Here is a 14772-nt window from a genome sequence, read left to right as displayed (position 1 = left end):
TGATAACCAATTAATTGACTCTTTATATTTTGTCCTTAAGATATTTGGCCGTAAACGATTCCTTATGCTGAAGTAACTCTTCCGGGGTGCCTTCTGCCATCAATTGACCTCCTAATTCGCCACCCTCTGGACCAAGGTCGATGATGTAATCCGCACATTTGATGAGTTCAATATTATGTTCGATCACGATGATGGAATGCCCTTTGTCAATAAGTTCATCGAACGATTTGAGCAGTTTTTTAATATCGTGAAAATGCAATCCCGTAGTGGGTTCATCAAAGATGAACAAAGCCTTTTCTTTGGTATGGCCTTTTACCAGGAACGAAGCAAGCTTTATTCGCTGTGCCTCACCACCGGACAGGGTAGAGGAGGATTGTCCCAACGTAACATATCCCAGTCCCACATCTTGTAGGGGCTGTAGTTTGGCCACAATCTTACCCTGTTTGTGTATTTTGAAGTGCTCTATGGCATCATCAATGGTCAGGTTCAGGATGTCGTCAATGTTCTTGCCTTCAAACTGGACTTCAAGGATATCCTTCTTAAACCGTTTGCCGTTGCAGACATCACATTCCAAATGCACATCGGCCATAAATTGCATTTCCACAGTAATTTCACCTTCGCCCTTACATTTTTCACATCGACCACCATCGACATTAAATGAAAAATGTTTGGCCTGATATCCACGCAGTTTGCTCAATTTTTGGGATGCAAACAAGCTTCGGATGTCGTCATAGGCTTTGATATAGGTAACCGGATTGGAACGGGATGAACGACCAATAGGATTCTGGTCCACAAATTCAACGTGTTTGATATGGGCATATTTCCCTTCCATACTGGTGAACTGACCCGCCTTTTCCCCATATCCACCAATTTCCTTTAAAATGGAGGGATACAATATTTTTTTGACCAAGGTACTCTTGCCGCTTCCCGAAACCCCCGTGACCACGGTGAGCATGTTCAATGGAAAAGTGACATCTATATTCTTGAGATTGTTCTCCCTTGCTCCCTTTATTTGGATGTAGTGTTTGGAATTTCTACGCTCTTTTGGTATACTGATTTCCATGGTACCGTTGAGATAGGATGCAGTCAGGGAATCAGACTTTAAGATGGCTTCCATATTACCGGTAGCCACTACACGACCGCCCAGGGTACCGGCTTCGGGACCAATGTCGATGATTTCATCGGCCGCTTTCATGATGTCCTCGTCATGTTCCACCACAATAACGGTATTGCCAAGATTGCGGAGCGATTTTAATACTTCAATCAAATTCTCCGTATCCTTAGGATGCAGACCAATACTGGGTTCATCCAAAATATACATGGAACCTACCAGGCTACTTCCCAAGCTTGTGGCCAGATTGATGCGCTGACTTTCCCCACCAGATAGCGTGTTGGATTTTCTATTTAGGGTGAGATAGCTGAGTCCTACTTTGTCCAAAAAGTCCAGACGCGTGGTGATTTCCTTCAAAAGTCTGTTGGCAATAGCCGAATCATGTTCGGAAAGTTGTAATTCCTCAAAGAAGGGTATCAATCTACGGATGGGCAGCTCTATTAATTCAGATATGGATTTACCCCCTACTTTTACATAATTGGCCTCCACCCGAAGTCTCTTGCCCTTACAAACGGTACATTTGGTTTTTCCACGGTATCGGGACAACATCACCCGGTTCTGAATTTTATAGCTTTTTTCTTCCAACTGTTCAAAGAACTTATGGATTCCGATAAAATGCTCATTGCCCTCCCAAACCAATTGTTTTTGTTCTTCGGAAAGTTCAAACCAAGGTTTATGAATGGGAAAATCGAATTTGTAAGCAGCATTGACCAATTGGTCACGGTACCAACCCATACTTTCACCACGCCATGGGAATACGGCATTTTCGTAAACGGATAGGGCGGTGTTGGGAATCACCAAATCCTCATCAATACCGATGACATCCCCGTAGCCTTCACATTTGGGACAGGCACCATATGGATTGTTAAAACTGAACAGGTGCACATTGGGTTCCAGGAATTTAATGCCGTCCAATTCAAACTGGTTGCTGAAAGAACGTATTTCCCCACTTTCCAGATTCTCGATGGTGCACAGTCCCTTTCCTTCAAAAAAGGCATTGTCCACAGCATTGGCCAGACGGTTGAGAAAATCTTCATCCTCCTTTACTATGATACGATCTACCACAAGGTCGAATTCCCTACCAATATCTTTTGGGGCCTGATCTATTCGGATGACCTCTCCATTATATTTGATTCGGGCGTACCCTTGTTTGGAAAACAACTCGAGCGATTTGATGGGATCACGTTCTTCCTTAATGGTGATGGGAGCCAATAAAAGGAGTTTGGTATCCACCTTTATACCTTTAATATAATCCATCACATCACTTACGGAATGTTTTTTTACCTCGTTCCCTGAAATAGGGGAAATGGTTTTCCCGATACGCGCATATAATAGTTTAAGGTAATCGTATATCTCTGTAGTGGTCCCTACAGTGGACCTAGGGTTGGTAGAGTTCACTTTTTGCTCAATGGCAATGGCTGGCGCTATACCTTTAATATAATCCACCTTCGGCTTGTCAAGTTTTCCCAAAAACTGTCGGGCGTAGGAAGAAAGGCTTTCCACATAGCGTCTTTGGCCTTCGGCATAAAGGGTATCGAACGCCAAGCTTGATTTGCCCGAACCGGACAATCCCGTGATGACCACCAACTTGTTTCGGGGTATCACGACGTCTATATCTTTAAGGTTGTGCAGCTTGGCACCTTTTATGATGATATTTTGCTTGGGATCAACGTTTGTAATGGCCGTCATTTGTTAAAATTAGGGTTTCAAAGATACGACACCCCACTGTTAATACGTATATTGCATGAGTTAACATCTAAAATTTAGCATCTCACAACATAGTTTTTTAGGTCGCCTACCTATTTCTCTATATTTGAAGTGTAATTAAAATACTGATAGGCCTATACAGAAATAATTACTTTTTTAAGATTAAAAACTAAATACCTGAAGTCTTTCTTGGAAAGGAAGGACCATGATTTTAACCAAAAAAGTAATTTGTATGGAACTACAGATTAATGACTCGATTTTAGTAAAAAACTATATCTCCGGAGACGAAAAAGCTCTTGAGATTCTCATCAACCGACACAACCAAAGGATTTCCAGTTTTATTTATTCCAAAGTTTTGGACAGGGATGTGGCAGAGGACATCTTCCAAGATACCTTTATTAAAGTAATCAAAACCTTAAAAAGAGGTAACTATAGTGAAGAAGGCAAATTTTTGCCCTGGGTCATGCGGATCGCACATAACCTGATCATTGACCACTTTAGGAAAAACAAAAGGATGCCCAAGTTTGAGGGAAGTGATGACTTCAACATCTTCTCCGTAATCAAGGATGAGAAGTTGAACGTAGAAAAACAAATCATTAAAGATCAGATTGAAAGCGATCTTACGCTTTTGATAGATGAATTGCCCGAAGATCAAAGAGAAGTTCTAATCATGCGTATCTACAAGGACATGAGCTTCAAGGAAATCTCTGAAAACACTGGCGTTAGCATCAATACTGCCTTGGGAAGAATGCGATATGCCCTTATCAACCTCAGAAAAATTGTTGACCGTAAGAACATCGTTTTAACGAATTAATAATACAGTACGTCGAAGACTGCAATATTTCCAATCTAGCTGCGTTATCTAATTGAAACATTTATGCTAGAATATGGAAAACATTTACTCTGAAGAACAAAAATCCGTAAAAACGGTAAAGGCTAGCCAGAAGACTATTGATTTCTTGCTTAGCTATTCAAAATCGATTCATGTAGTTGACTACAAAAAACACCAGTTTGAAGTAACTTTAAATTAATCAATGTTCAAACTGACGAAAAGAGCCGCAATTAGCGGCTCTTTTTGTTTTTATCATATTCGTTCAATACCGTTTTTCGGCCAATGGTCTTCGTGATGATGTCCTTTTCCAAGTTCCAGCCCCGAGCCGGTGAATATTCCCGCCCGTACCAAATAATCTGTAAATGAAGTTTGTTCCAAAGTTCTTTGGGAAACAGTCGTTTGGCATCGCGCTCCGTTTGCACCACATTTTTGCCATTGCTAAAACCCCAACGGTACATCAGTCGGTGAATATGGGTATCCACAGGAAAAGCAGGAATTCCAAAAGCCTGAGACACCACTACACTTGCTGTTTTATGGCCCACTCCAGGCAATTCTTCCAACAATTCGATTTCCTGGGGGACTTGGCCATTGTATTTTTCAATCAAAATTTGAGATAGTCCATGAATCCCTTTTGACTTCATGGGGGATAACCCCACCGGTTTGATGATTTCCCTAATTTCCTCAACTGTAAGTTTTACCATGTCATAGGGATTGTCAGCACGTTCAAATAAAAGAGGGGTAATCTGGTTCACTCGAATATCGGTGCTTTGGGCCGACATCAACACAGCGATCAATAGGGTATAGGGGTCTTTATGGTCTAGTGGTATGGGAATCGTTGGATAAATCTTCTCCAAAGTAGAAATGGTGAAGTCAACTTTTTCTTGTTTGGTCATTTTTGTTTAATTTTACACTTATAACATTAAACAATAATTTCAATCCAGAAGCTATGAACATGTTAAAAGTAGGGGATAAAGTACCTGATTTTTCAGCAAACGACCAAGATGGCAACACAATTAATCTGAAGGATTACAGGGGTAAATCCCTAGTGGTTTTCTTTTATCCAAAGGCAGATACCCCTGGCTGCACAGCTGAGGCATGTAACCTTCGGGATAACTATAAAGAATTGAAAGACAAAGGGTTTGAATTGCTTGGCGTAAGTGCCGATTCTGAGAAAAAACAGACCAATTTCAAGAAAAAATACAATTTTCCGTTCCCTTTATTGGCCGATGAAGACCACACGGTCATCAATACTTTTGGAGTATGGGGACCTAAAAAATTTATGGGTCGGGAGTATGACGGCATTCACCGCACCACTTTTGTCATCAATGGAGATGGTGTAGTGGAAAAAGTCATTGACAAGGTGAAAACCAAGGACCACGCCGCTCAATTATTGGAAGACTAAAAAATAAAAAGCGCCATTACGGCGCTTTTTTTATTCCTTTTCTTCCAGAACCTTTCTGGTGAAGAGATGTTTTTGTTTGATAATTTCGGCAATACCTTCTGGTAGTTCGGCCTCCCAGCCTTCTTCATTATTAATGATCTTTTTCAACACATCACGGGAGAAAATATGGAGTACTTCTGGGTCGTAATCGATGATGTCCATCACTTTTCCATTGTACTTGAAGAATTTATAAAGTTCCTTCATCCTAGGATGTACCTTAACATTGTTGCTGGTCAGGATTTGTCCGGTATCGGGATCTTTCATGGGGTAGAGGTATACCTTCAGATCCTTGAAGAACAATTTTCCAAAGGCTTCCAAGATGCCGCCGCTTAGATGACGATAGTATTTTTCATCGAATACATCCACCAAGTTGTTCACACCCATGGTAAGTCCGATCTTGGCCTTGGTGTAGTTATTGAAATATTCCACCAATTTGTAGTATTCCTGAAATTTGGAAATCAATACGGTATGTCCCAAGGCACATAAAAGTTCCGCACGGTCCATAAAATCCTGCTCATCAATTTCCCCGGCCGCTTTTAAGTTAGAAAGGGTAATTTCGAACACCACAATGGTATTTTCATATTCTACCGTTTGTTCCCGAATGAATATGTCGTACGATTTTTTGAACATATCCATATTCACCTTGGTCACAGGCCTAAAACTACCTCGAAGCGCCAAGATGCTCTTTTTATAAAGTACGGCAGCAGGGAGCAGGTTGTTCCCGTCAGGACCAAACATTACGGCATCCGTCATGTCGTTCTTGATCAACTGAAGGCTCATCAATCGGTTGTCCACCTCGGCAAAATTGGGCCCGGTGAAGTTCACCATATCAATTTCCAAAGTGTCCTTATCAATATGATCGTATAGATATTTCAGCAATTTTTTAGGCCTATCGAATTTGAAGAATGCCCCATAGATCAGGTTCACCCCTAAGATACCCAAGGTCTCTTGTTGCAATCGGGCCTCGTTCTGTTTAAATCGGATATGGAGTACGATTTCGTCATATTCCTTTTGTTCCGGATCCAACTGAAAACGGATACCTACCCAACCATGGCCTTTGTATCTTTTGGAAAAATCGATAGTGGCCACCGTATTGGCATAGGTAAAGAACAAATAGTCTGGATTGCTTTCCCTACCGATGCGCTCTTCCACCAAACGCATTTCGTGGTCCAGCATTTTTTTCAATCGGGATTGGGTCACATATCTACCATCCTCCTCAACACCATAAATGGCATCACTGAAGGATTTATCATAGGCACTCATGGCTTTCGCAATGGTTCCCGAAGCTCCACCGGCCCTAAAAAAATGTCTGGCTGTTTCCTGTCCTGCCCCAATTTCGGCAAAAGTTCCGTAAATATCAGGGTTCAAGTTGATCCTTAAGGTTTTGGCCTTTATGGACGGGATATTTTCAAAGGCATTTTCTTTGCTAGGTACAGAAGGCATATCCGGATTTTTATTGAAGAACAAAGTTACACTCTTCATTCAATCTATTAAATAAATAAGTTATAATTTTGGATTTAATGGATGACAGGATGACCATTACTTTTTTAGGAACGGGAACCTCACAGGGAATACCTGTAATTGGAAGCAATCATCCGGTATGTCTCAGTAAGGACCCCAAGGATAAAAGGCTTCGTGTCTCCGTTTTGGTCTCTTGGGACGACTACAATTTTGTAGTGGATTGTGGCCCCGATTTTAGGCAGCAAATGTTGTTGCATCCTATTGAAAAACTGGACGGTATCCTGTTCACTCATGAACATGCCGATCATACTGCTGGTATCGATGACATTCGCCCCTTTTTCTTTCGGCAGGGCGATATTCCGATTTATGCGCACCAACGGGTCATCAATTCCCTAAAAAGACGTTTCGATTATATATTTGCCGATGAAAATCGATATCCTGGTGCCCCGGCCGTAGAGGTTTTTGAAGTAACCAAGGATAAACCGATTCCTTTAGGAGGACTGAACATAATCCCCATTGAAGCCTATCACAACCGGTTACAGGTTTTCGGATATCGCTTTGGGGAATTTGTCTATCTCACCGATATAAAGAAAGTGGAGGAAGAAGAAATCAAAAAAATAAAAGGAGCCAAAGTGCTAGTGGTGAACGCATTGCGTGAAGAACCCCATCATTCCCACTTTAATTTGGAAGAAGCCCTAGAATTTGCCGAGATAGCAGGTGCAGATGAAACTTACTTCACACACATCAGTCATTTATTGGGATTCCATGAAGAAGTGGAAAAACGACTACCACCCAACGTTCACTTAGCATACGATAACCTACAATTGAAAATTTAATTCCATGAAAAGTAGAATTTTTCTGTACCTATTTGTTTTTACAGCCCTTTTGGTACTGTTCCAATACGTGACGGCCAACAACATGCAAAAAGCACTCAATTCCGATGTTTCCAGATTGCAGGAACAAACGGAAAAAATGGAGGATTCCATTAAAACACTCAACCTAAAAGTGTTGGACATGCAATATTTCACCTTGGAGAACAACGATGATGCCTTGGCGTACTATGACCATCTCAATTTGGACAATCCTTCCCGTTACATTGAGGATAAATTGTTGGAAACCAATGAAAGGAAAGGAGATAATCCCTTGATTCCGTATGAGGGTATGGAAAGTGATTTTAAAATCAACAAGATCAAGGTGCTGAACCACAAATGGATCTTGGCCGACTTTTCCGATGGAAAATACTGGGGTGAACTACTCATAAAATATGAGCTTAAAGATGACCTGAGCGTGGATTTCACCATGTTGGACCACCTACTTTATACTAGGAGTAACTAATCCCGTACTTGTCATTCTGAGCAAAGCGAAGAATCTCGAACCATCCTACATGTCATTCTGAGCAAAGCGAAGAATCTTTTAGTATTATGGCTAGTTGAGATTCTTCAAGGACCTTTGACCTTTCAGAATGACAATTGGAACCAGGTTGTTACAAGGACGCATAAGGTAGACTCAGAACCATTTTACATGTCATTCTGAGCATAGCGAAAAATCTAAATCATTTACGCATGTGATTCTTCACTCCGTTCAGAATGACGGTAGGTTGCAACAATTTTCAAATGTGGTTTTCCAACCACTTTTTGAAAGAATAAAAATTTTGTTGGGAAACCCCGTGCCCGATTGGAAATTCTTCAAAAGTGTAGTCAATTCCCAATTGCTTCAACAATTCTGGTGCCCGCTGTGCCCATTCCAATGGGATTACCTGATCTACCTGTCCGTGCGAGGCATAGATATGGAGGTTGCTATGGTCCTTTTCAGTGTAACCATTTGCCAAAATTCTTTCGTTGATGTATCCACTAAGGGCCACTACATTTTTAATCTTTTCCGGATAGGAAAGGGCCACGGCGTAACTTAAAATGGTCCCTTGGCTAAATCCCAAAAGCGTGATGTTTTTTTCATCAAGATTGTAGGCTTTAATGGCCTCATCGATGAAAGCCACAATCTTTTCACGGGACTCTTTGGCTTGTTCATCATCGCTCCATTTTCCGTATTCCGCATCAAAATTAATGGCATACCAAGCATGGCCAAAAGGTTCTAGATCGTAGGGTGCCTTAACGGACAAGACCATCAATTCGCCTGGTAGCTCGGGAGCGAAGGAAAATAAATCCTCCTCATTGCTACCATAACCATGGAATAAAAAAATGGCCGGTTTCTTTTCAGATGTTGATGATGAGGGACGTAGGAGATATTCCAAAGATAGTGGGATGGGGGACATGGTAGATTTTTAGGGGATGAAGGTAAACCATTTTTGAAAATATTCACCCAAAACTGGCAAGGGCTTCATCTGATCGTTCAGCACCTGCAAAAATCCAAAAATCCAAAGTACAAAATAGAAAATATAGATGGGCAATGCCAGATAAACTATTCCTGAATAGGTCAACAGAATGGCCAAAGCATGAAACAGCACGTGTATGCCAAATGCCTGTCTAGTGTGGAACCTAGCAAAAGCATTCTTGGGTTCCATATTCATAGTGATAGCGATCAAACAGCCCACAATGGTAATGTACGCTACTATGGCCGTGGTTTTTCCGGGATTGGTTTCGCTCATTTTATGGTGATTTGGTCGTTATTGATGACACCTATGGCTTTTCCCTTTAGGGAAGAACCCAAAAACATACTGTTCTTGGAGGTAGAAAGTACATCTTCCAATCCAAAAGTATAATCCTCATCAGGATTAAAAAGGGTAAGGCAGGCCTTGGCTCCTTCTTTTAAAACAGGTTCTTCCAATCCAAAACGGGAACGTCCCTTAGTCAGGATGTCAACGGTTTCGTCCAGACCGAAAATGGTATTCAAACAGCCAAATGTAGATTCCAATCCAATGGAACCGTCCATGGCATTGTCAAACTCCACACGCTTATGCTCAATATCTACAGGAATATGGTCAGAGGTCACAAAATCGATGGTCCCATCACTTACTCCTTTGATCAAGGACTTGCAATCCGATTTTTCCCGAAGGGGAGGTGACACTTTGTAATGCGTATCAAATCCTTGCAGGGATTCATCCGAAAGAAAAAGATTATGGACGGCCACACTGCAGCTTACATCCAACCCCTTCTTTTTGGCATTGGCAATCAGTTTTACCGATCCTGCTGTGGAAATCGTGGGGATGTGCAATTTACCCCCAGTGTATTCCAAAACGAATAAATCCCGGGCTACTTGCAGTTCTTCCGCCAAAGCAGGAATTCCTTTCATCCCCAGGATGGTCGAAATTTTTCCTTCGTGGGCCACACCGGTCCCTTTAATGTTGCCGTCTTGGGGAAAGGAAAAAATCAATCCACCAAAATTTTGAGCATATAGTAGGGCTATTTTTAAAAGGTTAGGATTGGCCACTTGCTTCTTGAAGTCGTAAAAGGCCACGGCCCCTGCATTTTTCATGTCGAAAAGTTCCGCAAGGTCCGTCCCATCCGAATTTTTGGTCAAGGTTCCCATGGGATGAATTATCGTCGCCTTGTTCAGTCCCCTTTCCTTTAGGAACACCACATCGGAGCTTGTATCAGGCACTGGATGGGTACTGGGGTACAAAAGAATATCCGTAAAACCGCTTTTTCCTGCGACTATCAATCCGTTTGAAATGGTTTCACGCTCTTCATAACCAGGCTCCCCAAAACTCACACCTGAATCAAACCAACCCAGGGAAACATGAAGGTTCTTATGGTCCATCACCTTGGCATTGGCTGGGCCTTCCACAGAGGTTCCAATTTTTTCAATGATCCCGTTTTTAATCAGGATGTCCCGCTTTTTCAGGTGAAGTTCCTTGTTATCAGGGCATACAATTTTTGCAGACTTCAGCAGAATGTTCATGTAACGAATTTTTGAATGATAACCTCGGTGAGTGCCAAAAGCAACGCTAAAATAACAAACCATTTCCAATAAGCCGTAATGTTATTGTCCTGTTCCAATTGCCGGAACACGGACATCACGGAGTCTTGTATATTGGTTTGGGAAAAACTTTCCAAATCCATATAGCTGAGTTGGCTTTCAGCCCTTGGATAATTGAAACTGATATTTTGCAGGGCATTCCCATTTTCTGAAATGGTATAAATGCCGTCTTCAGTTGGATTTTGGTCAAAAGAAAGCCTTACCCGGTTGGGAAACGTTTGCTGAAGCGGAATAAATTCATACCCTTCCTTCGCAACCGATAAAATATCATCACTTCCCAAACGGGTCGCCACATCAATGGTACTCGGAACTCCTAAGGTGTGATAAAGTTCAGAGGCCTTCAAGCTCGAAATTGCCATATTGTAAAAGGTGGGCACGATCAATGGGGAATTCTTAAAATTGGAATTTTCCAGTTCTAGAGGCGTTGAAAAAATGTAAAGTCCATCCGTCCCCGATAAAAATGCATCACCCCCTTCCAAAGCCAGTATGTTAGGCAAATTGGTCTGGACTTTAAAATATTCCTTTACCGAAGGATATTGAAAATTAGTTACTTGCTTTTCGAAAACATTCCTGTAAAGCGGATGGTCAAAAGCAATGGTGGTCAATTTAGTATTTGTTGATACTTTTTCAGTAAAACGAATGTTGGAAAGGCTGGATAAAAAGGAATTGTAAGAAGCCAAATCACTACTGATGGAAGGAATTACGATTAAAGTCCCACCATTATCTCTAAAGGTGCGCAGAACATTTTGAAGGCTATTGGGAATGGCTTTCAAATCATCCAGGATTACGACATTTTGATCATCAAGCTTACTATAATCCAATTGATTAAGCCTGAAACTTTGAAGGGCAAATTCGTCCTCCGTAAAAAGTCGACTCAAGTAATCGTTATCGGATTCACTGATAGCCAACACCTTGATTTTTTCAGTTTCATTGATGTTGAAATAAAAGGTATTATCATAGGCCAATCCATTGTCAACAAGGGTTAACCGACCATTGATTTTTTCATTCCCCGGTATGGAAAATTCTACCTTGGCCTTTGCATTTTCACCAAATTTTGCAGCCGTTTTGGCAATCAGATTTTCATCGTTGTACAAGGAAAGGGGAAGGGCTTCCTCTGGGTTACCTCCCGATAAAAGCACCGTAAGCTTTGCTTGGTCCGAAAATCTATCCGAAAGAAAAACGGAATCCATGGATACATTTCGCACTTCCCTAGGTCTTAAGGAAACAAAATAGGGGCGTAGTGCACTATCCAATGGTTGGGTTCCAGTAGCCATCCTATCTTGAAAATCAGAAATGACCATCAAGTTTTTAATGGAGTTTCCCGATTTTGAAAACAAGGTATTTGCCTTCAACTCAATTTCTTCAAGGTTCAATTGTTTATAGGTATAGGGCAAGGATAAAAGGTTGTTTTGGATATCCTTTATCTGAATGTTGGTAAACGTCTGTGTATTGGTGAAAAGACTGAAAACCGATTCTGGGTCTACATTTTTGATAAGGTCTTGGATGGCTTTTTCGAATAGGGACAATCCATTTTCCTTGGCCTGCATGCTGAAGGAATCATCCAAATAGATCACGGTTTCCTTTTGTTGCAAGGCCGTTCCTGAGGACACGAACGGTTGTGCAAAGGCTAAGATCAACGCGGCCAACAATAACAACCTCGTAAAAAGCAGCAGCCATTTCTTCAAGGAATTGCTTTTGCGCGACTCCGAAACCACTTTTTGTAGCATGGCCACATTGGTAAAGGGTGTCTTTTGGAATCTTCGTAATTGAAAAAGATGAATGAATAGGGGGATGATCAGAAGAAAAAGGGCCCAAAGAATTTCTGGATGTTTAAACTGCATTCCCGACTTAGATTGAACAAATATAGGCATTAAAATATTTGATCATTTCAAATAATGCTGTTAAGGGGGTAATAAAATAAAAGGTTTATGGTGGAAGGGTTAAAGGTGAAGGGGTTGTCAACAAAAGAAAAAATAATCCTCCATTGGCTTTTGACCGAGACCCTTCAAGTATTTCTTTATTTCTCTTTGTTCTTTGCTGTTGGCAACAGTGATGATGCTTTGTGGGTTTTTCAATGTTTTCAAAACATCAAAATGCATCAGTTCTTTATTGTAGATCTTTTTGCCAATTTTATTGGGATTATCACAAAGCCAAGTAAAATTAATCCCTCGTCTTTGTAATCCTTTGGCAATGGCTTTTCCTTTGAATCCAGCTCCCCAAACCACCAAGGGGCGGTTTATGTCATAATTCAATTGCAAAAAGTAATGGAGTTTGATATCCAAAAAATAGTTTTGGGCATAATGCTCATGGGTTCGTGAAGTCCGAGTATCGTAATCCCTCCAAAGATGCAATATTTCATCGCATGGAATGATTTTTAATCCCCCTTCATAAAAACGAAAGGTGAGATCATAATCCTCAGGATAGCGCAAGGGCCCGAATCCTCCACAACGTTCAAAATCTTCCCGGTGCACCATCCAGCATGGGGAAGGAATCACACATTCCTTATAGATTTCATCGAAATTGGTCCCTTTGGATGTCAACCCGTTCAACCATTTTTCATATCGCTCGTAGCCATTGCTGATCCCATGGTCAGAGAAGTATTTCACCAGTCCCACAGCGATGTGTCCTTTGCCGGTTGCTATCAAATTATCGACCATTCGTTGCAACCTTTGCGGTTTCATGATATCATCAGAATCCATCCGGGTAATAAAAGTTCCGCTGCTTTTGGTATATGCTGTCTGCAAGGCAGGAATGATTCCACCCCCTTTATTTTTAATGACTTCAATGCGAGAATCTTTGCTTGCATATTGACTCAAGACTTCAAAACTCTGGTCATTGGAATGATCATCAACCGCCAAAACTTCCCAATTGGAATAGCTTTGACCCAAAATGGAATCCAAACATTCCGGTAAATAATGAGCAGTGTTCTTAAACGGGATGACGATGCTTACTTTGCCCTGTTGCATATTGCAAAGTAACTAAATCCCGCCACAACCTATTTAATCAAAGGGAATGAGGTCCGGGGCTACATATTCTGATTTGGCCTTTGCATTGTTGAGCAAATCGAAGGCATAATGTTGGTCCAACAATTGTTTAAAGGATATTTTGAGTCTTGGGAACTCCACAATAAAATCATCAAAAGTGGCAGATTTTGATTTTCTCATAAAGTGGTGGACTGCTTTAACCGAAGCCACTGTCAAGGTTTTATGGAACTTGGTGCCATCCCCATGCAATTGGTCGAACTCACAGATGCCATTACAACATTTCTCTATGGCCAATTCCTCCCCAAAATTCTTCAAGTAGATATAGGCTAAACGTAAATGGGCTTCGTGGTTGAACAGGGAAGGGGATAGGCTTCCCGTTTCAAAGGCTTCAATGAAACGGGAATCGTCCAAATCCCAATGGTGTTTAGGTGGGTTCATGCCCATATTAGGTCTTGTGCAGGACATATTCTACTCTTTATTGATATCCTTAAACCGTAACATATCCCAAACCCGTTTAGAGGCTCCAAGATAAAATCCTGCCTCGTGTTCATACCCTTTGGGGTTATTGAAGGTGCCAAATAAGATATCGAACAATGAAATATCAGAATAGTTGTATGCATGTATGCCTTTGGCATGATGTACGGTATGGGCCTCCGGTCTTTGGATGAAATACCCCACCCAAACCGGAGTTTTGATATTGGCATGTTGAAATATGCTCAAAAATGTGGTTACAAGTATGAAGATGGTTGCGGCCTGAGGAGTAAAACCGGCAACGACAACCAAACACAGACTTCCCAACAAGGTAAAACCGATCATGTCCATCGGGCTGAAATAAAAGGCCCCATAACTATCCATACGTTCGGCACTGTGGTGCATTTGATGAAAAATTTTCCAGAGGGTGTCATTCTTGTGCATGGCATAATGCCAAAGGTAAAGGGCAAACTCATAGATCATCACGGCGATGAAGGCACCCCATCCCGTTCCAAGTGCTGTCAAATCAAAGATTTGATAATCCACCAGATAATTGTCCCATATCAAGGGAAAATAGGTGGACAGATAAAAGAAAACAGCAAAGGAGGTAAGTCCGCGTAATTTCCAATTCTTGATTTTAGGCAACTCCCTGGCAGGAAAAAGTCCTTCCCAGATCATCAATACGCCATACATGCCCAGTAAAATTAGGGAGACTGGGTCTATCAATACATCCCATGGATTAGGCAAACTTTTTAAAATCTCTAACATACTTTACGATTTTTTAGGTTGTTTACCCCATAGGCATAAGTTTTAACCTTACAATGTAAGGGAG

General features: G+C 41.3%; 14 protein-coding genes. 4 read left to right on the top strand and 10 right to left on the bottom strand.

Annotated features, from left to right (window positions below):
- Window positions 1-22: 22 nt before the first annotated feature.
- The gene (gene uvrA / locus D2V05_RS04865; RefSeq protein WP_119646398.1) at window positions 23-2800 is read right to left on the bottom strand and encodes an excinuclease ABC subunit UvrA; all 2778 of its coding nucleotides are present in this window, start codon (window positions 2798-2800) and stop codon (window positions 23-25) included.
- A gap of 250 nt (window positions 2801-3050) precedes the next feature.
- Here uvrA and D2V05_RS04860 point away from each other — a divergent pair, with 250 nt between their 5' ends.
- The gene (locus tag D2V05_RS04860; RefSeq protein WP_119641691.1) at window positions 3051-3632 is read left to right on the top strand and encodes an RNA polymerase sigma factor; all 582 of its coding nucleotides are present in this window, start codon (window positions 3051-3053) and stop codon (window positions 3630-3632) included.
- A 248-nt stretch (window positions 3633-3880) separates the two neighbouring features.
- Here the strand turns inward: D2V05_RS04860 and D2V05_RS04855 are convergent, their stop codons facing one another.
- Entirely contained in the window at window positions 3881-4543 is a 663-nt protein-coding gene (locus D2V05_RS04855) for an endonuclease III domain-containing protein (RefSeq protein ID WP_119646397.1), read from the bottom strand.
- A gap of 53 nt (window positions 4544-4596) precedes the next feature.
- Between D2V05_RS04855 and bcp the strand changes: the two genes are divergently transcribed.
- Complete coding sequence (bcp, locus tag D2V05_RS04850; RefSeq protein WP_119646396.1) at window positions 4597-5052, top strand: thioredoxin-dependent thiol peroxidase; 456 nt, start codon at window positions 4597-4599, stop codon at window positions 5050-5052.
- Between the two features lie 30 nt (window positions 5053-5082).
- Here bcp and D2V05_RS04845 read toward each other — a convergent pair whose 3' ends face one another.
- The gene (locus tag D2V05_RS04845; RefSeq protein ID WP_119646656.1) at window positions 5083-6534 is read right to left on the bottom strand and encodes a TonB-dependent receptor; all 1452 of its coding nucleotides are present in this window, start codon (window positions 6532-6534) and stop codon (window positions 5083-5085) included.
- Between the two features lie 77 nt (window positions 6535-6611).
- On the opposite strand from D2V05_RS04845, the gene D2V05_RS04840 reads away from it, so the two are divergent.
- Window positions 6612-7388, top strand: coding sequence for an MBL fold metallo-hydrolase (locus tag D2V05_RS04840; RefSeq protein WP_235855394.1), 777 nt, complete (start codon window positions 6612-6614; stop codon window positions 7386-7388).
- A 4-nt stretch (window positions 7389-7392) separates the two neighbouring features.
- A complete protein-coding gene (locus D2V05_RS04835) occupies window positions 7393-7887 on the top strand; it encodes a hydrolase (protein ID WP_119646395.1) in 495 nt (164 codons plus the stop codon).
- A 274-nt stretch (window positions 7888-8161) separates the two neighbouring features.
- On the opposite strand, the gene D2V05_RS04830 is transcribed toward D2V05_RS04835, so the two are convergent.
- From D2V05_RS04830 to D2V05_RS04800, 7 genes are all read right to left on the bottom strand, one after another.
- The gene (locus D2V05_RS04830; RefSeq protein ID WP_119646394.1) at window positions 8162-8821 is read right to left on the bottom strand and encodes an alpha/beta hydrolase; all 660 of its coding nucleotides are present in this window, start codon (window positions 8819-8821) and stop codon (window positions 8162-8164) included.
- 9 nt (window positions 8822-8830) lie between these two features.
- A complete protein-coding gene (locus D2V05_RS04825; RefSeq protein ID WP_119646393.1) occupies window positions 8831-9154 on the bottom strand; it encodes a hypothetical protein in 324 nt (107 codons plus the stop codon).
- Complete coding sequence (locus tag D2V05_RS04820) at window positions 9151-10407, bottom strand: dihydroorotase (protein WP_119646392.1); 1257 nt, start codon at window positions 10405-10407, stop codon at window positions 9151-9153. The genes D2V05_RS04825 and D2V05_RS04820 overlap by 4 nt, the downstream gene beginning before the upstream one ends.
- The gene (locus D2V05_RS04815) at window positions 10404-12326 is read right to left on the bottom strand and encodes a BatA domain-containing protein (protein WP_235855393.1); all 1923 of its coding nucleotides are present in this window, start codon (window positions 12324-12326) and stop codon (window positions 10404-10406) included. Before D2V05_RS04815 ends, D2V05_RS04820 begins: the two co-directional genes overlap by 4 nt.
- 117 nt (window positions 12327-12443) lie before the next feature.
- Entirely contained in the window at window positions 12444-13451 is a 1008-nt protein-coding gene (locus tag D2V05_RS04810; protein WP_119646390.1) for a glycosyltransferase, read from the bottom strand.
- A 33-nt stretch (window positions 13452-13484) separates the two neighbouring features.
- Window positions 13485-13907: a hypothetical protein gene (locus D2V05_RS04805; protein WP_119646651.1), complete on the bottom strand. Its 423-nt coding sequence runs from the start codon at window positions 13905-13907 to the stop codon at window positions 13485-13487.
- A gap of 30 nt (window positions 13908-13937) precedes the next feature.
- On the bottom strand, window positions 13938-14708 hold the full coding sequence (locus D2V05_RS04800; RefSeq protein ID WP_235855392.1) for a sterol desaturase family protein: 771 nt from the start codon (window positions 14706-14708) through the stop codon (window positions 13938-13940).
- Between the last annotated feature and the right edge of the window lie 64 nt (window positions 14709-14772).

It is taken from the genome of Flagellimonas pelagia (assembly GCF_003584135.1).
Lineage (GTDB): Bacteria > Bacteroidota > Bacteroidia > Flavobacteriales > Flavobacteriaceae > Flagellimonas > Flagellimonas pelagia.
Note: the sequence above shows the minus strand (reverse complement) of the source record. Positions and strands in the feature narration are given on the sequence as shown.